The organism is Actinoplanes sp. GCM10030250 (assembly GCF_042666575.1).
In the GTDB taxonomy this organism is placed as follows: Bacteria; Actinomycetota; Actinomycetes; order Mycobacteriales; family Micromonosporaceae; genus Actinoplanes.
Window position 1 is genome coordinate 89,067 of the sequence record NZ_JBHTDO010000038.1, and the last position, 17,507, is coordinate 106,573.

The following is a 17,507-nucleotide window of genomic DNA, read 5'->3' on the forward strand; positions in this document are numbered from 1 at the left end:
CGGGCTGGGCGTGAGTGGGGTGTTTCGGGCGCGGGGGCGCCGCTCAGTGCCAGCCGGGCGGACGGGCTGGGCGTGAGTGGGGTGTTTCGGGCGCGGGGGCGCCGCTCAGTGCCAGCCGGGCGGACGGGCTGGGCGTGAGCGGTGCGTTTCGGCCGCAGGGAGCGGCATCAGCGGGCTTGGGGGTGGGGCGTCGGCTAGTTCGTCGGTGACCAGGAGGTCTCGGCGTACGTGGCCGGCGCGGTAGCCCGCCCGGCCGACCATGTGGGCGGCGACCGGGGCCGTCGCCATCTGCAGGACTGCGACCAGTACGAGCACCCCGGCGTGGTCGCGCAGTCGCAGGGCGCAGGCGCCCAGGACCAGCAGGAGGCCGAGCACCTGGGGTTTCGCGGCGGCGTGCATGCGGGACATCAGGTCCGGGAAGCGGACCAGGGCCACGCCGGCGGCGAGGCTCAGTACGGCGCCGAGGATCAGGAGAATGACGGCGAGGATGTCGGCGGCGAGGTTCATCGGGGCGGCTTCCGGGTGGCGAAGCGGGCGACGCTGACCGAGCCGATGAAGCCGAGTACGGAGAGGACGACCAGGATCGGCAGGGCGGTGGCGTCGCGGGAGAAGGCGGCCTCGGCGGCGATCGCGACCATCACGATGGCGAGCAGCACGTCGGTGGCTACGATCCGGTCCAGCACGGACGGGCCGCGGACCAGGCGGATCAGGGCGAGCACTGCGCCCGCCGTGAGCAGGACGGTGACCAGCACCGCGATGACCGTCACGGAGCGACCTCCTCGATGATCTTGGGAGCGGTGGGCGAGGACCCGGGCGAAGGAGCGGCGGGAAAAGACCCGGCGGTAGCGGGATCGGGAGCAGCCGCGGCGGCCGCGCAGATGCGCCGCTCCGAGGGTGACCCGAAAGCGTCGACGATCCGCTGCTCCAGAGCCAGCACCTCCCGCCGTACCCGCTCGGCATCCTCCGGCCCGGTCACGTTCAGAACGTGCACGTACAACACGCCACGCTCACGGTCCACCTCGGCGATCAGGCTGCCGGGCACCAGCGACAGCGCCTCGGCGGTCAGCGTCAGGCCGAGGTCGGACGGCACCCGCAGCGACACCGCGATCACGGCGCTGCGCGGTACCCGTCCGAACCGGAACGCGAGCGCGGCGACCTGGGCGCTGGCCACGACCAGGTCGGCCGTGAACCGTACGGTGAAGCGGAGCACGCCCAGGGGATGGACGCGGCCCGCATAGGTGACCGGCGGCAACGGGAAGACCGCGAGCACGATCACCGCGATCAGCGCGCCGCCGAGCAGGGTCAGGGGCGTGAACGACCCCCAGAGCAGCATCCAGATCACGGTCAGCGCGACAGCCGCCACGCACCGATCACGCCACCGCCCGGCGATCACGGGACGTCTCCCGATGCGGAACCGAAAACCGCATTGCCGTACCCCTCACGGTTGAGCAGTTCCCCCGCGGCCTGGTCACCGATCTCGAACAGCGGCCCCGCAACCACCGTGAGCCCCACCCCCAGCGTGACCAGCGCCAGCGTCGGCAGCACCATCAGCGGCGGGCAGCGCCCGGCCTCCGGTGACGGCATGGCCGGGTGCGGACTGCGCCAGAACGCGAGGTTCCACACCCGGGCGATCGCGTACAGGGTGAGCAGGCTGGTCAGAATGCCCCCGGCGACAAGCAGCCAGGCGAGTGGCCCGCCGTCGGCGGCACCCGCCTCGATCAGGCCGAGTTTGCCGATGAAGCCGGAGAACGGCGGGATGCCGGCCAGGTTGAGGGCGGGTATCAGGAACGCGAGGGCGAGGACCGGGTTGAGCCGGGCCAGGCCGCCGAGCCGGTCGAGGGCCGTGCTGCCGCCGCGTTTCTCGATGAGGCCGGCGGCGAGGAACAGCGTGGTCTGCACGGTGATGTGGTGCACCACGTAGAAGATCGCGCTGGACAGCCCGAGCCGGCTGGTGAGACCGACGCCGAACAGCAGGTATCCGATGTGGCTGATCAGCGTGAAGGACAGCAGTCGTTTGATGTCGGACTGGGCGACCGCGCCGAGGATGCCGACGACCATCGTCAGCAGGGCGGCGATCAGCAGGACCACCGTGGCGCGCCCGCCGGGGAAGAGCAGGGTTTCGGTACGGATGATCGCGTACACACCCACCTTGGTGAGCAGCCCGGCGAACACGGCCGTGACTGGTGCGGGAGCGGTCGGGTAGCTGTCCGGCAGCCACGACGACAGCGGGAACACCGCCGCCTTGATGCCGAACGCGAGCAGCAGCATGCCCTGCAGGATCAGCCGCAGCCCGTCCGGCAGGTCGTCGAGCCGCTGCGCGAGCTGTGCCAGGTTGAGCGTGCCGGTGGCCGCGTAGATCAGCCCGATCGCGGTCAGGAAGATCACCGAGGAGAGCAGGCTGACCACGACGTACGTGGTGCCTGCCCGGATGCGGTTCTCGGTGCCGCCGAGCGTGAGCAGCACGTAGCTGGCCACGAGCAGGATCTCGAACCCCACGTAGAGGTTGAACAGGTCACCGGCGAGGAACGCGTTGGTGACTCCGGCGGTGAGCACCAGGTAGGTCGGGTGGTAGACCGACAGCGGCGTCTCCTCGTGCCCGTCGGCCATGCCCTGGCCGATCGAGTAGACCAGCACGCACACGGTCACCGCCGCGGAGACGACGAGCATCAGCGCGGCCAGCTCGTCGGCGACCAGCACGATGCCGAGCGGGGCGACCCAGCCGCCGACCGCGACGACCAGCGGGCCGTCGGTGGTGGTGATGACCAGCAGGGCGATGGAGACGAGCAGGGTCGCGGACAGCGCGGTGAGGCTGACCGTCCGCTGGGCGCGCGGCCGTCCCGCCATCATCAGCGTCAGGGCGGCGCCGAGCAGCGGCATCACCACGGGCAGGGGTACCAGCCACGTCATGACGGCTCCTCGGTGTCATCGGTGCCGGAGCCCTCGTCGCGCTCGGCGAGCAGCATGATCCGGCGGTCCTCCACGTCGTCCTGCACCTCGTCGTGCCCGGCCATCGCCCAGCTGCGGTAGGCCAGGGCGAGCAGGAACGCGGTCATCCCGAGGGTGATCACGATCGCGGTCAGGACCATGATCTGGGGAAGCGGATCGGCCATCGCATCCTCAGAGGCGCCGCCGACAAGCGAAGAGGCGCCACCCACGATCGGCGGGGCACCGGCCTGCCCGCCGAGCAGGATCAGCAGGTTGACGCCGTTGCCGAGCAGGATCATGCCCATCAGCACGCGGGTCAGGCTGCGTTCCAGCACCATCGAGACACCCGCGGCGAACAGCACCCCGATCACGACGACGTAGACCAGATTGGGCGTCATACCGGCTCCTTCAAACGAGCGGGAGCGGGAGCGGGGTCGTGCCGCCGGTCCAGCTCGGCACCCAGACTGCGCAGGATCTCCAGGACGAGTCCGACAACGATCAGATAGACCCCCACGTCGAACACCACGGACGTGGCGAAGTGGATGTGCCCGAGCACCGGAACGTGCACGTCGACCAGGGCACTCTGCAGCACCTGGCCCCCGGCGACCATCGCCGCGATGCCGGAGCCCACCGCGGTGAGCAGCCCCGAGCCGAGCACCAGCCCCGCGTCCACCGGAGCGGCCGCGTTCAGCTCCGGCTTGCCGCCGGCCAGGTACCGGGTGGTCAGCGCCAGGCCCGCCACCAGGCCGCCGGCGAACCCGCCGCCCGGCGCGTTGTGCCCGGAGAACAGCAGGTAGACCGAGAACAGCACCATGGTGTGGAACAGCAGCCGCGCCACCACCTGGAGGATGATCGACTGCCGGCGGGCCTCGGGCGTGTCACCGGCCCGCAGCCAGGCGCCACCGGTGTCCGCCGGGGTCAGCCCCTGCTCCTCGCGGCGGCGGGTCAGCGCACCGGTACGCCGGAAGATCAGACTGGCCACCCCGGTCGCCGCCACCACCAGCACCGAGATCTCACCCATCGTGTCCCACGCCCGGATGTCGACGAGGGCCACGTTCACGATGTTCGTCCCGCCGCCGTAGGAGACGGCCAGCGCCGGGAAGTCGACGGAGATCGGAACCGCGTGCCGCCCGCTGACCGCCACATAGGCCATGCCCGCGGTGACCAGGCCGACCGCCGCCGCCAGCACGTTGCGGATCATGCGGCTGGCCAGCAGCGGCCGCGCCGAGAACCGGACCGGCAACCGCCGCAGCACCAGCACGAACATGACGATCGTCGCGGTCTCCACCAGGAACTGGGTCAGCGCCAGGTCCGGCGCGCCGTGCAGCACGAACAGCACCGCGACGCCGTACCCGCAGACCCCGACCAGGATCATCGCGGTCAGCCGCCGCCGGATCCGGGCGGCCATCAGCGCCGTCGCGATCACCACGGCGCCGGCCACGAGCTGCAGCGGCGTGTCCCACAGGCGCACACCGAGCTGCCACGGACCACCCAGCGCGAGGGTCGCGGTTCCGATCACGACGAGCACCACGAGGATCGCGCCGAGCGAGAACGGCAGGGAGCCGCGCTGGGTCGCACCGGTCACCTCGACCGCCGCCCGGTCCAGGCCGGACATCACCCGCCGATAGACGCCGTCCGCCGCGGGCAGCCGCTGCTGCGGCCAGACATCGCGGCGCGCGGGACCGAAAAAGATCACCAGGCCGATCGCGTAGACCGCGGCGGACAACACCAGCGGGAGCCCGACTCCGTGCCACAGGCCCAGTTCATAGGGCTTTCCGGCAAAGGCTTCGGCGTACGGGCGGAGCACTCCACCGATCCACGGCGAGCAGATTCCGGCCGCGGCCCCGGCAACCGCGAGCACCCCGGCCGGCGCCGCGAAACCCCGGCCCACGGGCGCCGGGACGGTCTCCTCCACCCCGTCCTTGGATGCGAAGGCTCCCCAGAGGAAGCGCAGCCCGTACGCGACAGTCAGGCCCGACCCGGCAACCAGCGCGAGCAGCACCACCCGGTCCGCGGTCCCGCCCTGCTCGAACGTCGCGAACAACGCCTCCTTACCGACGAACCCGGCCAGCGGTGGAACACCCGCCATCGACGCCACGGCGAGCGCCGCGATGACAGCGAGTCCCGGCATCCGCCGGCGCAGGTCGCTGAGCTGCCGCAGATCCCGGGTGCCGGTGCTGCGGTCGATGATCCCGACGACCAGGAACAGCGCCGCCTTGAACAGGGCGTGCGCGAGCAGCAGCGCGGTACCGGCCAGTGCCCCGGTCCGGGTGCCAGCGCCGAACGCCACGGTGAGCAGGCCGAGCTGGCTGACCGTCCCGTACGCGAGCACCAGCTTCAGATCGGTCTGCCGCATCGCCGCCCACCCGCCGAGCAGCACGGTCACCACCCCGGCGGCCACGGTGACCGGCCGCCACGGCCCGATGTGCGCGAAGGCAGGCCCGAGCAGGCCGATCAGGAACACGCCGGCCTTCACCATCGACGCCGCGTGCAGGTAGGCCGAGGCCGGGGTCGGCGCCGCCATCGCCGCGGGCAGCCAGAAGCTGAACGGGAAGATCGCCGACTTGGACAGCGCCCCGGCCAGGATCAGCACCGCCGCGGTGGCCAGATAGCCGCTGTCCGGCAGCGGACCGGCGGCGATCTGCGACCAGCGGTAGGTGCCGGCGTGCTGCCCGAGCATCACGAACCCGGCCAGCATCGCCAGGCCGCCCGCCGTCGTCACGACCAGGGCCTGCATGGCCGCCCGCCGGGACGCCGCGAGCTCCGGCTTGTGCCCGATCAGCAGGTACGAGAAGACCGTGGTCAGCTCCCACAGCACGTAGAGCACGATCAGGTCGTCGGCGACGACAAGGCCCGTCATGGCACCGGCGAAGCTGAGGAACACCGCGGCGAACCGGCCCAGGTCCGGATCGCGTGGCGGGAAGTAGTGCACGCAGTAGACCAGGACGATCGCACCGATGCCGCCGACGATCAGCAGCATCAGCCAGGACAGCGGGCCGGTGCGCAGCGCCAGGGAGACGTCCAGGTGCGGCACCCACGGGTAGGTCTCCGTGCGTACCTGCCCGGTGGTGGCGGCGGCCCACCCGGCGGCGGACGCCGGAACCAGCGCGAGCAGGTAGAGGGCCCGGTTGCCGAGGGCGCGGACCAGGGGAACCGCGGCGATCGCGGCCGCCGCGTGCAGGAGCAGCAGAACCAGCACGATCAGGGCCCGATCCGGCGGGCGGCACACCGCGGATCCAGCACCACCGCGGTGAGCGTCCGCCGTACATCCATCCGCTACCGACCCCCGTCCGCGCCGGCCCCCTGCGGGCATGCGTCGTGAGGGGTCAACGGTTGCCGGGAGGCGTGGCGGTTACTCCCCGGAAAGACGACAGACTCGTGACAAAGCCCGGTCAGGCGGGCTGGATCAGGGTGCGGTAGTCCCAGCCGCGCAACGGTCCCTCGGTGAGCGAACCGTCGCCCCGCGGCACCCGCAGCGGTTCGCCGTCACGCGTGAAGGCCACCGAGCTGACATCCGAGCGAGCGGTCAGCGTGCAGACGATCTGCGCGTAACCGAGCACCTCGTCGTTGCGGGCGGTGCCGTCGTCGGCCTCGGTCACCTCGACAGTGACGTCGTCCACGCCGATCGGTACCCGTACGGCCAGCGACAGCCCGGTCAGCGCCGAGGAGAGCCCGATGTTCTGTTCCGCCAGCGTCGGCCCGGCCACCAGGTCGTCGAGCTGTTGCTGCCGGGTGGGCACGCCACCGACGCGCCGCACCGTCTGGGCCAGGCCACCGTCACGGACCAGGCACAACACCTCAGCGACCTCACCGGCCGGTCCAGCGGTGGGCGGGGCCGTCGGCCGGTCGTTCAGCGGCGCGCGGGGCAGTTCCACCGGGTGCGCCTCGCTCTGAGCCGGCACCCCACACCCCGAAAGACAGGCCACCAGGGCTAGGGCAAGAGCTTTTTTGCGTACGATCACAGCCCACCGCCACCCGGAAGCTCCACCCGGAAGCGCGCCCCACCGCCCGGCCTCTCCCGCACTTCGGCCCGCCCCTCATGGGCCGCGGCGTGCTCCGCCACGATGGCCAGCCCCAGCCCGGTCCCGTCGCCCGCGCCCCGCGACCCGGCCGCCGGACCCCGCACGAAGCGGGCGAAAATCGTCGTCCGGTCCTGCTCGGCGACGCCCGGCCCCTCGTCGTCGACCTCCAGCACGTGCACATTGTCCGGCGTGCTCAGGCGCACCGCGACCGGACCGCCGCCGTAACGGATCGCGTTGTCCAGCAGGTTGCCGAGGGTCTGCTCGACGCGCCGCCGATCGACGAACCACTCGTCCGGCGTGCCGGGCAGCACCTCGACGAGGGTGTCCGGCAGGTTCCGCGACCGGCAGACCGCGCGTGCCAGCTCCGCCGCCCGCACCAGCTCCCGGACGATTGGCTGGTCGCTGCGGGCCAGCTCGAGAAGGTCCTCGACCAGGCTGCGGAAGCGGGCCACCTCCGCCGCGATCAGGGTGACCGCCGAGGCGGACCGCTCGTCCAGGCCGTCGCGGCGCCGTTCGATCACGCTCACCGCGGCCTCCAGGGTCTGCAACGGTGACCGCAGCTCGTGGCTGACGTCTGCGGCGAACCGGCGGTCCCGCTCCAGGCGGCCGGCCAGCTGGTCGGCCATGTTGTTGAACGCGTGCGAGAGCGGTGCCAGGTCGGGTTCGGTGTCCGGGTCGAGGCGGGTGCTCAGGTCACCGGCGGCGACACCGCGGGCGGCGCCGGCCACCCTGGCGAGGGGGCGCAGGGCGTGGCGGGTCACGTACCAGCCGAGGGCGGCACCGCCGGCCGCGACCATGATGGCGACGGCGGCGAGGACCAGGGCGAGCAGTTGCAGCGTACGGTCGAGCTCGCGCAACGAGACAACCTCGTAGAGCGTGGCCGAACCGGTCAGCGGGATACCCACCACCAGGGCGGGTTCGCCGTCCCGCCGGATCCGCTGCGCACCGGCCTCACCGGTGGCGGTCAGCTCCTGAAGCCCGGCCGGCACCGCCGACCCGGCGCCCGGCTCGGCGGTCCGCGAGTACCACTGGCCGTCGACGTGCAACAGGACGTAGCGCTCCGCGCCGGTGTCCAGGGACCGCAGCGACTCGGGTGCCGCCATGCTCGTGTTGACCACCGCCGCGTCGAAGTAGGCGGTGCGGACCGCTGTCCGTTCCCGCTCGACGAACAGGGTGGTGCGGATCAACTCGTACGACACGAGGCTGACCAGCGCGGACAGCAACAGGGCGCCGACAGCGAAGGCGGCGCTCACCCGGGCACGCAGGCCGATCGGTCTCACCCCTGCAGTTTGTAACCCAGGCCGCGGACCGTCACCAGGTACTCCGGGTGGCTGTTGTCCTTCTCGATCTTGTGCCGGAGACGGCCCACGTGCACGTCGACCACCCGCTCGTCGCCGATCTCGTAACCCCACACCCGCTGCAGCAGCTGCTGACGGGAGAGCACCTGCCCGGCGTGCTCGGCCAGCTCGCACAGCAGCCGGAACTCGGTGCGCGTGACGGACACCGGGTTGCCGTTCACCCGTACCTCTCCCGCCTCCGGCCGGACCTCCAGATCGCCGAACGTCAGCACCGAGATCGCCGGCGCCGCGGCCGTGGTCGCGCGGGCCCGGCGCCGCAGGGCCCGCAGCCGGGCCGCCAGCTCCTTGACCGCGATCGGCTTGACAACGTAGTCGTCGGCGCCCGCCTCCAGCGCGGCGACGATGTCATGCGTGTCGTCGCGCGCGCTCACCACGATGATCGGCACCTCGTCGTCACGGCGCAGCTGCCGGATGCACTCGTAACCGTCCATCCCGGGCAGCATCAGGTCCACCAGCACGGTGTCGGTGCGCAGGCGGCGCTGCTCGGCGAGGCCCTCCTCCGCGGTGGCGACGGCGTATGCGGTGTATCCCTCGTCCTCCAGGGCCATCGTCAGGGAAAGGCGGATCCGGTCGTCGTCCTCGATCAGCAGCACGGCGGTCATATCGGGAAGTCTGACGCGCGGGACCGCCGGCGACGACTTTGTCACGGAACTGTCATGCGGCCGGGCCGGGTTCGCCGACCTCCGCGGCCACGCTGTCCTCACCACCGCTCAATGGTCCCGTTCACCGGTCGCTTTCATGCGGCCGTCGTTTTTGGAGATGCGTAGATGACTGCGGGCACACTCGCCGCCGGGGTCGTTGTCGGCCTCGTCGTCGGCCTGGCCGGGCAGCTGCTGGCCGCCCGGCGCCGGGACGTGCCACTCTGGCTGTTCCTCGCCGTCGGCGTCGGCGCGGCCCTGCTCGCGACGATCGTGGCACTCCTGGCGAACCCCGGCCGGCCCGGCCCGACCATGGTGGACGTACTGCTACAGGTGTTGTTCGCGGGAGCCGCGGTCGGCCTGGTCGCCGTCACCGCCCGGCGCACGAGGGAGCTGGGATGACCGTCGACTCGTACTTCTCACTGCGCGAACACGACGACGTCGGCATGACAGTCGTCGAACCCCTCGCCGACCTGCGCGACGACGTCGCCGACATGCTGCGCCCGGCCCTGATGTCCGCCGCCGCGGCCGGCCGTCACGTCGTCGTCGACATGCGTGCCGTGCACACCATCGAACCCGGCGGCCTGTCCCTGCTGGTCCGCGCCCACCGCGAGGCCCGCCAGCACGGCGGCATGCTCTCGCTGGCGGCACCGTCCCGCTTCGTCCTGACTGTCCTGCACACCATGCACCTCGACGGCGTCTTCCCGATCCTCGAGGACACGCTCACCGGCCGCCCTCACCCGGCCGGTTGAGCCCGCCGGCCGGGCCCCGCCGCACCTCGGGTCCCGGCCGGCACCATCGGCCGCCGCCCGGTCCGAACCCACCCCGGCCGGCCGGCCGATCCGGGCCGGGTCGCCGCACGCCCCCGCGACGACCCGGCCCATCTCTTTCGCAGATACCCACCTGTTCGCAGCCGCCTGATGTTTGAGATGCAGGTGCTTCAGTTGCTCTTCAAGCTTTTCTCGTACGCCCGACGCAAAGCTCTCGACTGTCCACGCGATCAACTGCTCACTCACGCCTTTGCCGCGCCCGCCGGTCTGAGCTGCCGGGTCAATCTCACAGCTTTCGATCCCGCAGCCGATTTCGCAGCAACGAGCGCACACACAACCCGACCGTGCGCGTCCACCCATGTCATAGGCCGTCCACGCTCGCACGCAACCTCAACGTGTGCGCCCGCAACCCCAGCCGCCGCCTGCCGCCGCCTCCACGCTCGCACCGTGCGCGCCCGTGTTGGCAGCGGCTCGCACCGTGCGTGGCTGTGTTTGTGGTGGCTCCTACCGTGCGCGGCTGTGTTCGGGGGGTGGGGGTCAGGTGGTGGCGGCTGCGGCGCGGCCTGCTTGGCGGCCGGAGAAGAGGCAGCCGCCGAGGAAGGTGCCCTCGAGGGAGCGGTAGCCGTGGATGCCGCCGCCGCCGAAGCCGGCCACCTCGCCCGCCGCGTAGAGGCCGGGGATCGGCGCGCCGGAGGCGTCCAGGACGCGGCCCTGGAGGTCGGTCTGGAGGCCGCCGAGCGTCTTGCGGGTGAGGATGTTCAGTTTGGCGGCGACCAGCGGGCCCTTCGAGGAGTCGAGGAGCTTGTGGGCGCCGGCGGTGCGGCTCAGCTGGTCTCCGACGTAGCTCAGGGCGTTGCGGATGCCCATCACCTGCGCGTCCTTGCTGTAGTTGTTGTCCATCTCCCGGTCCCGGGCGTCGATCTGCCGTTTGACCGCCGCCGGGTCGAGCAGGGTGTTGCCGGCCACCCGGTTCATCCCGGCGACCAGTTCGGGGACCGTGTTGGCGATGACGAAGTCCGCGCCGTACTTCTGGAAGCGCTGGATCGGCTCGGGGGTCTGCCAGATCCGGCTGAGCAGTTGCCAGACGTTCTTGTTGGTCAGGTCCGGGTTCTGTTCGGAGCCGGAGAGCGCGAACTCCTTGTCGACGATCTCCTGGGTGGCCACGAACCAGGAGTAGTCGTATCCGGTCGCGGTGATCGAGCCGAGCGTGTGCAGGGTGTCGTAGCCGGGCATGTCCGGCGGCCGGAACCGCTTGCCGGTGGCGTCGAGCCACAGCGACGACGGGCCGGGCAGGATGCGGATGCCGTGGCCGGGCCAGATCGGCGCGTAGTTGCGCAGGCCCTCGGTGTAGTGCCACATCCGGTCCGGGTTGACGATCCGGCCGCCGGCGCGTTCGGTGATCGCCAGCATCCGGCCGTCGACGTGCGCGGGCACACCGGTGATCATCGTCCGGGGTGCGGTGCCGAGCCGGGCCGGCCAGTTGCGGCGGATCAGGTCGTGGTTGGCGCCGATGCCGCCGGACGTGACGATCACGACCGGGGCGCGCAGCTCGAAATCCGCGACGGCCGTGCGACTACTGGGGGTTCCGCGCGCCGCGCTGCTCGGTTCGAGGACCTTTCCGCGTACGCCGGAAACGGCACCACCGGTCCGGACGATGTCGTCGACCTGGTGCCGGAATTTGAACACCACTTTCCCGGCGGCCGCCGCGGCGCGCACCTTCTTCTCGAACGGTTCCATCACGGCCGGGCCGGTTCCCCAGGTCACGTGGAAACGCGGCACCGAGTTGCCGTGCCCGTCGGCCAGTCCGCCGCCGCGCTCGGCCCAGCCGACGATCGGGAACCACTGCACGCCCAGCCCGGCCAGCCAGGAGCGTTTCTCGCCGGCGGCGAACTGCACATAGGCCTGGGCCCACTTGTACGCCCAATAATCCTGACCACCCGGACTGTCCACACCCCTGTCGAAACCCGCCGTGCCGAGCCAGTCCTGCCACGCCAGCTCGTACGAGTCCTTGACGCCCATCAGCCGCTGCTCGGCGGAGTCGACGAGGAACAGCCCGCCGAACGACCAGAACGCCTGCCCGCCGAGGCTGGCCTCGGGTTCCTGGTCGAGCAGCAGCACCTTGCGGCCGGCGGCGACGAGTTCCGCGGTGGCGACCAGGCCGGCCAGCCCGCCGCCGACCACGATGGCGTCGGCGTCATCGGCGGCGGCCGCGCCGAACGCCGCTGTCGTATCCGTGAATGCGGCTGCCGCGGCGGCACCGCCGGCCGCGCCGAGCACCTGACGACGGTTCATGGTGCCTCCCGGGCACGTGAGAGCTTTTCGCGTCGATCGATCGAAGCAGGACGATCCCCGGCGGCGATAGTCGCTCACCGACAACGTCGGACCCGGCGGTTGTGCACCGGCGTGCACCCCCGTCCGGGTGCACCCGGACCCCGCGGCGGGAGTTGATCACTTAGGATCGCCGGAATGCGGGGAGGCACGGGTGGCGACGGGGTTCGGACCCCGCCCGCCCTCCCACCCGCGCTTCCGTTGCGGGCGATGACCGCCGGTGAGGTGCTCGACGCCGCTGCGTCACTGTTGCGGGAGCGGGCGCTGCCGCTGCTCGGGTTCGCCGCGATCCTGGCGGCGGGGGAGCAGGCGCTGCTCGCCGTTCTGCGGGAGCGGGCCGGGCTCAGTGCACCGGCCTATCTGCCGAGCTGGGACGACAACATCGGCCCGTGGTGGCTGATCGTGGCGACCGGCGTCACCGCGGAGACGGTCATCATCGCGCTGCTCGGTGCGTACGCGGGTGCGGCCGTCGGCCCGGCGCTGCTCGGCAGGCAGGTTCCGAGCGGCGTGCTCTGGAGGCGTACGCGTCCTGTGCCTGTCCTGGTTGTCGCAGTGATCCTGGGCCTGCTCGCCTGGCCCGCCGCCCTCTTCGGGTTCGCGCCGTGGCTCGTCCTGTACGGATTGTGGGGCCTGGCCACCCCGCTGCTCACGCTCGACCGGATCGGCAACCCGTTCCGTGCGCTGGCCCGCTCCGCCGCGCTCTCCTCCCGCGACGGCGGGCGCGGCTTCTGGATCCGGCTGCTCGGATACCTGGTGTGGTTCGCGATCCGGTTCGCGCTCGGTGCCGGCTGGATCGCCGTGGCCACCACGTTCACCAGCGTGGTCAGCGGCGGCTGGGTGGCCTGGGCGGTGCCGGTAGCCTGGGGGCTGGCGAACACCGTCGCCTACACCGCCCTCGCCTGCCTCGACGCGGTGTTGCTGGTGGAGACCCGGATCCGCACCGAAGGACTCGACATCGCGATAAACCGCAGCCGCAGCCGGGGCGAGGACGACGCGGCCGTGCTGGTGGCGCCCCGGTGAGAGGCTACGACGAGCTGGTGGCGTCGGTGCTGGACGTGGTGCCGCCACCGCTCATGCTGCTGTTGCTGTTCGGGGTGACGGTGCTGACGGCGGTGCTCTGGTACACGTACCCGGCCTGGCTTCGTTTCCGGCTGCCCCGTTTCCGTCGGCCGCGCTTGCGTCTGCCGCGCTTGCGGCTTTCTCGCTTCCGGCGCCGTGCCAAACCGGTGATCGTGGCTGAGTCGCCTACGGTGGAGATCACGCCGGATGCTGGTGCCCGGACCGTGTCGCTGGCGGACCGGCTGGCGGCGCAGGGGCGGTACGCGGAGGCGATCCGGGAGCGGCTGCGGGAGACCGTTTCCGATCTGACCCGGGCCGGGGTGATCCAGCCTGAGCCCGGCTGGACGGCCGCTGAGCTCAGCGCGCTGGCCGCCGCCAACCGGCCGCCGCTCGGGCCGGCTCTGGGCGGGGCCACCGAGTTGTTCTCGCAGGTCTGGTACGGGCGGCTCGACGCGCGGGCGGACGAGGACGAGCGGATGCGGCGGTTGACCGGTGACGTGCGGGCCGCCCTGGGCGCGTTTTCCGGGGGCGGCCGGTGAAGACGCGCCGGATGCGGGTTGTCCTGCCCTTCCTCGTGCTGCTCGCGCTGGTGGGCGGGACGCTGGTCGTGCACGCTGTCGAACAGCCCGACCTCGGCGATCCCGCCTATCTGTCGCCGGTCAGCAGTGCGGACATCGGGTCCTCGTCGCTCGCGGCGATGCTGGCGCAGCGGGGGGTCGAGGTGGACCGGCGTACCAGCACCGAGGCTGTTCTCGCCGCGCTGGACGGGACGCCGGCCACTGTCTTCGTCCCGGCGCCGTCGTACGCGTACCTCAGCACGCTGACGAGCAGCACCTCCGTACCGCCGGGGACGCGGCTCGTGCTGGTCGCACCGGACGGTGACATTCTCGAGGCTCGCGGGTGGCCGGGCAGCGTCCGGCGTACCCGATGGGCTGCGGCGGCCACCGACCCCGCCTGCGCCGGACCGGTTGCCGGCGCCGAAGGGCGCGCGGCTGTGCTGCGCCGCCAGTATGCGACCGAGTCCGGGACGCTCTGTTACGACGGCGGGGTGCTGCGGTTCGACCGGGACGGCTACGACGTGACGCTCGCCGGGGCGGCCGATCCGTTCCGCAACGACCGGATCGGGGAGCACGACAACGCGGCCCTGGCGGTGGGGCTGCTGAGCCAGGACCCGCGGGTGATCTGGCTCGACCTGCACGAACGTGAGCGGCCGCCACCGGAGCCGACCTTCACTCCCGAGCCGGAGTTCTCCGCCGAGCCCGATCCCTCTGCCGACAACTACTTTCCCGACGAGAACGGGGAGCCCGGCGATCCCGGGCAACCCGGTGAGCCGGGCCGGCCGATTCCGAACGAGGGCTCCGATCCGTCCGGATCGTCCGGCTCCTCAGGGCAGGGCGAGTCCTTGCAGGACAGCGCGCTCGCCCAGGCGTTCCCCGCCCCTTTCTGGGCGACCGTCCTGCTGGTCCTGCTGGTGGCGATCGCGTTCGCCGTGGCGGCCGCGCGGCGGCTCGGCACCCCGGTCACCGAACCGCTGCCGTCGCGGGTGCCGGCCCACGAGACGATGCTCGGCCACGGGCGCCTCTACGCCCGCGCCCGGGCCCGCGGCCAGTCGCTGGAGATCCTCCGCGACGCCGCCCGCCACCGGATCACCGAGCACCTCGGCCTGCCCGCCGACGCCACCGCCGAGCGGATCGCCGCCTCCGCCGGCATGCCCGCCGAATACGTCCGCGCCGTCCTCGAGGGCGACCCGCCCGAGTCCGACGAGGACCTGGTGACCGCCGCCCGGTTCCTGCGGGACCTCGAACACGACATCACCCGCAGCCCCTTCGAAGGAGAGACACCGTGACGCCCGAATCCGAACAGGCCCGCCTCGCGCTGAGCCGCCTGCGTACCGAGGTCGGCAAGGCCGTCGTCGGGCAGGACGCGGTCGTCGGCGGTGTGGTGGTGGCCCTGCTCTGCGGAGGGCACGTGCTCCTCGAAGGCGTACCCGGGGTGGCGAAGACCCTGATGGTCCGGGCCGTGGCGGCAGCGCTGAGCCTCGACACCAAACGGGTCCAGTTCACCCCCGACCTGATGCCCGGCGACGTCACCGGGTCGCTCGTCTACGACGCGCGGACCGCCGCGTTCAACTTCCGGGCCGGGCCGGTCTTCACCAACCTCATGCTCGCCGACGAGATCAACCGGACCCCGCCGAAGACCCAGGCGGCGCTGCTCGAGGCCATGGAGGAACGCCAGGTCAGTGTGGACGGGACACCCCGGCCGCTGCCGCAGCCCTTCCTGGTCGCCGCGACGCAGAACCCCATCGAGTACGAGGGAACCTACCCGCTGCCGGAGGCGCAGCTCGACCGGTTCCTGCTGAAGCTGTCGGTGCCGCTGCCGGAGCGGGAGGACGAGCTGAACGTGCTGCGGGCGCACCATCACGGGTTCGACCCGCGGGACCTGAAAGCGGCCGGGGTGACGCCGGTGGCGGGGCCCGCGGAGCTGGCGGCCGGGCGGGCGGCGGTGCAGCGGGTGGGTGTGGCGGAGCCGGTGCTGGCGTACATCGTGGACCTGTGCCGGGCCACCCGGGTGACGCCGGCGCTGGAACTGGGCGCGTCGCCGCGGGGGGCCACCGCTCTGCTGGCGGTGTCGAAGGCGTACGCGTGGCTGAACGGGCGGGAGTACGTCGTTCCGGATGATGTGAAGGCGTACGCCGTACCGGTGCTGCGCCACCGGGTCCGCCTGCGCGCCGACGCCGAACTCGACGGTGTCACCGTGGAGGCCACCCTGGCCGGTGTCCTCGCCACTGTCCCGGCCCCACGCTGACATGGTCACCCGGCGCTTCGCCGCCCTCCTGGCCGTCGGCATCCCGCTGCCCGCGCTGCTGCCGGCGCCCTGGCTGAGCGTCGCCGGCGTGCTGGTCCTGGCGGTACTTGTCGCCGCGGCCGACTTCGCGCTGGCCGGGGCGCTCGCGCGAATCTCGCTGCACCGCGAGGGCGACCGGACGGTGTGGCTGGGCGGGACCGCCACGGTCTCGCTGGCCGTGCTCAACACCGGGAGCCGGCTGTTGCGGCTGCAACTGCGGGACAGCTGGGTGCCCTCGGCCGGTGCCTCACCCGCCCGGCACGACCTGCGGCTGGCACCGGCGGAACGGAGCGTCGTCGCCACCACGCTCACCCCGGTGCGGCACGGTGATCGGGCGGCGGTGCGGGTCACGCTGCGTTCCTACGGGCCGCTCGGGGTGGCCTACCGGCAGCGGCGCCGCGGGTGGAACGACCGGATCACACCGGCCTGGTCGCTGCGGGTGCTGCCCCGGTTCCCGTCCCGCCGCATCCTGCCCGAGAAGCTGGCCCGGATGCGCGTGATCGACGGCTCGGTGGTGGCCCGCGGCCGCGGTCACGGCACTGAGTTCGACGTGCTGCGCGAGTACGTGATCGGCGACGACGTCCGCTCGATCGACTGGCGGGCCAGCGCACGGCACAACGACGTCGTGGTCCGTACCTGGCGCCCCGAACGCGACCGGCGCCTCGTTTGCGTCCTCGACACCGGCCGCACTTCAGCCGTACGCCTCGGCGACGCACCCCGCCTGGACGCCGCCATCGACGCCGCGCTGCTCCTCGCAGTCCTCGCCGCCCGCGCCGACGACCGGGTGGACCTGCTCGCCCTGGACAGCACGGTCCGCACCCGCGTGGAGGGCGGCGGCCACCGCACGAAGGTGGGCCGTCTCATCGAGGCGATGGCTGCCCTGGAGGCGTCCCCGGCCGAGACGGACTTCTCCCTCCTGGCCCGGGACCTCCTGCGCCGCGACCGGAAACGATCCCTCGTGGTGATCTTTACGGCCCTCGAACCGGCCCCGATGATCGAGGGCCTTCTGCCGCTGCTTCCGGCTCTGGCCGCCCGCCACAAGGTGGTCGTCGCTGGTGTTCGTGATCCCGCTGTGTCACGCCTGTCCCAGGTCACGGTCGCCACGGCCGCCGATGTGCACGCGGCGGCTGCTGCCCAGCGCGTCCTCACCGAGCGGGACCGGATCCGCGACGTGCTGGCCCGTTTCGGCGCCACCGTCGTCGACACCGGCCCGGAGTCCTTCGCCTCCCACGTGGCCGACGTCTACCTCCTCCTCAAAGCCACCGGCCGCCTCTAACCCCACCCCGCTGACGCCCAGCCGGTTCCCCCCGCTGGGGCCGAGCGGTGCCTCGCGGCCGGAAACACCCCGCTGGCGGCCAGCTGGGTGGGTCGGCTGGCCGTCAGGGGGCTGTCGCGGCCAGAAACACCCCGCTGGCGGCCAGCCGGTTGGGGCGGCTGGCCGCCAGCGGGGCTGTCGCGGCCGGAAACGCCCCGCTGGCGGCCAGCTGGTTGGGGCGGCTGGGGCTGAGTGGTGCCTTGCGGCCGGAAACACCCTGCTGGCGGCCAGCTGGGTGGGTCGGCTGG

The 17,507-nt window shown here is 72.2% G+C and carries 18 protein-coding genes; 7 read left to right on the forward strand and 11 right to left on the reverse strand.

What is annotated here, in order from left to right; translation table 11 throughout:
* Positions 1-105: 105 nt before the first annotated feature.
* From mnhG to ACFQV6_RS35900, 9 genes are all read right to left on the reverse strand, one after another.
* Positions 106-507 carry a monovalent cation/H(+) antiporter subunit G gene (gene mnhG / locus ACFQV6_RS35860; RefSeq protein ID WP_378032129.1) on the reverse strand — a complete coding sequence of 134 codons (402 nt, stop codon included), beginning with the start codon at positions 505-507 and terminating at the stop codon, positions 106-108.
* On the reverse strand, positions 504-767 hold the full coding sequence (locus tag ACFQV6_RS35865) for a monovalent cation/H+ antiporter complex subunit F (protein ID WP_378032130.1): 264 nt from the start codon (positions 765-767) through the stop codon (positions 504-506). The genes mnhG and ACFQV6_RS35865 overlap by 4 nt, the downstream gene beginning before the upstream one ends.
* Positions 764-1,393, reverse strand: coding sequence for a Na+/H+ antiporter subunit E (locus ACFQV6_RS35870; RefSeq protein WP_378032131.1), 630 nt, complete (start codon positions 1,391-1,393; stop codon positions 764-766). The genes ACFQV6_RS35865 and ACFQV6_RS35870 overlap by 4 nt, the downstream gene beginning before the upstream one ends.
* Positions 1,390-2,907 carry a Na+/H+ antiporter subunit D gene (locus ACFQV6_RS35875; RefSeq protein ID WP_378032132.1) on the reverse strand — a complete coding sequence of 506 codons (1,518 nt, stop codon included), beginning with the start codon at positions 2,905-2,907 and terminating at the stop codon, positions 1,390-1,392. The genes ACFQV6_RS35870 and ACFQV6_RS35875 overlap by 4 nt, the downstream gene beginning before the upstream one ends.
* The gene (locus tag ACFQV6_RS35880) at positions 2,904-3,323 is read right to left on the reverse strand and encodes a Na(+)/H(+) antiporter subunit C (protein ID WP_378032133.1); all 420 of its coding nucleotides are present in this window, start codon (positions 3,321-3,323) and stop codon (positions 2,904-2,906) included. The genes ACFQV6_RS35875 and ACFQV6_RS35880 overlap by 4 nt, the downstream gene beginning before the upstream one ends.
* Complete coding sequence (locus ACFQV6_RS35885) at positions 3,320-6,124, reverse strand: Na+/H+ antiporter subunit A (RefSeq protein ID WP_378032146.1); 2,805 nt, start codon at positions 6,122-6,124, stop codon at positions 3,320-3,322. The genes ACFQV6_RS35880 and ACFQV6_RS35885 overlap by 4 nt, the downstream gene beginning before the upstream one ends.
* A gap of 193 nt (positions 6,125-6,317) precedes the next feature.
* Positions 6,318-6,800, reverse strand: a complete 483-nt coding sequence (locus ACFQV6_RS35890) for a GerMN domain-containing protein (protein WP_378032134.1) — start codon at positions 6,798-6,800, stop codon at positions 6,318-6,320.
* 83 nt (positions 6,801-6,883) lie between these two features.
* The gene (locus ACFQV6_RS35895) at positions 6,884-8,227 is read right to left on the reverse strand and encodes a sensor histidine kinase (protein ID WP_378032135.1); all 1,344 of its coding nucleotides are present in this window, start codon (positions 8,225-8,227) and stop codon (positions 6,884-6,886) included.
* Positions 8,224-8,907 (reverse strand): response regulator transcription factor, encoded by a 684-nt coding sequence (locus ACFQV6_RS35900; protein WP_378032136.1) that lies wholly within the window; start codon positions 8,905-8,907, stop codon positions 8,224-8,226. The genes ACFQV6_RS35895 and ACFQV6_RS35900 overlap by 4 nt, the downstream gene beginning before the upstream one ends.
* 165 nt (positions 8,908-9,072) lie before the next feature.
* Between ACFQV6_RS35900 and ACFQV6_RS35905 the strand changes: the two genes are divergently transcribed.
* Both ACFQV6_RS35905 and ACFQV6_RS35910 read left to right on the forward strand, forming a co-directional pair.
* The gene (locus ACFQV6_RS35905) at positions 9,073-9,345 is read left to right on the forward strand and encodes a GlsB/YeaQ/YmgE family stress response membrane protein (protein ID WP_378032137.1); all 273 of its coding nucleotides are present in this window, start codon (positions 9,073-9,075) and stop codon (positions 9,343-9,345) included.
* A complete protein-coding gene (locus tag ACFQV6_RS35910) occupies positions 9,342-9,695 on the forward strand; it encodes an STAS domain-containing protein (protein ID WP_378032138.1) in 354 nt (117 codons plus the stop codon). The genes ACFQV6_RS35905 and ACFQV6_RS35910 overlap by 4 nt, the downstream gene beginning before the upstream one ends.
* 555 nt (positions 9,696-10,250) lie before the next feature.
* Here ACFQV6_RS35910 and ACFQV6_RS35915 read toward each other — a convergent pair.
* The gene (locus ACFQV6_RS35915) at positions 10,251-12,005 is read right to left on the reverse strand and encodes an FAD-binding dehydrogenase (RefSeq protein WP_378032139.1); all 1,755 of its coding nucleotides are present in this window, start codon (positions 12,003-12,005) and stop codon (positions 10,251-10,253) included.
* A 174-nt stretch (positions 12,006-12,179) separates the two neighbouring features.
* Here ACFQV6_RS35915 and ACFQV6_RS35920 point away from each other — a divergent pair, with 174 nt between their 5' ends.
* Genes ACFQV6_RS35920 through ACFQV6_RS35940 form a run of 5 tightly spaced genes read left to right on the forward strand, consistent with a single transcriptional unit; the run spans position 12,180 to position 17,220 of the window.
* Entirely contained in the window at positions 12,180-13,061 is an 882-nt protein-coding gene (locus ACFQV6_RS35920) for a hypothetical protein (RefSeq protein WP_378032140.1), read from the forward strand.
* Positions 13,058-13,639 carry a DUF4129 domain-containing protein gene (locus ACFQV6_RS35925; RefSeq protein ID WP_378032141.1) on the forward strand — a complete coding sequence of 194 codons (582 nt, stop codon included), beginning with the start codon at positions 13,058-13,060 and terminating at the stop codon, positions 13,637-13,639. The genes ACFQV6_RS35920 and ACFQV6_RS35925 overlap by 4 nt, the downstream gene beginning before the upstream one ends.
* Positions 13,636-14,946: a DUF4350 domain-containing protein gene (locus ACFQV6_RS35930; RefSeq protein ID WP_378032142.1), complete on the forward strand. Its 1,311-nt coding sequence runs from the start codon at positions 13,636-13,638 to the stop codon at positions 14,944-14,946. The genes ACFQV6_RS35925 and ACFQV6_RS35930 overlap by 4 nt, the downstream gene beginning before the upstream one ends.
* Positions 14,943-15,905 carry an AAA family ATPase gene (locus ACFQV6_RS35935; RefSeq protein WP_378032143.1) on the forward strand — a complete coding sequence of 321 codons (963 nt, stop codon included), beginning with the start codon at positions 14,943-14,945 and terminating at the stop codon, positions 15,903-15,905. Before ACFQV6_RS35930 ends, ACFQV6_RS35935 begins: the two co-directional genes overlap by 4 nt.
* Before the next feature lies 1 nt (position 15,906).
* A complete protein-coding gene (locus ACFQV6_RS35940) occupies positions 15,907-17,220 on the forward strand; it encodes a DUF58 domain-containing protein (protein ID WP_378032144.1) in 1,314 nt (437 codons plus the stop codon).
* 103 nt (positions 17,221-17,323) lie between these two features.
* Here ACFQV6_RS35940 and ACFQV6_RS35945 read toward each other — a convergent pair.
* On the reverse strand, positions 17,324-17,507 hold a 184-nt coding region (locus ACFQV6_RS35945), incomplete at its 5' end, for a hypothetical protein (RefSeq protein ID WP_378032145.1).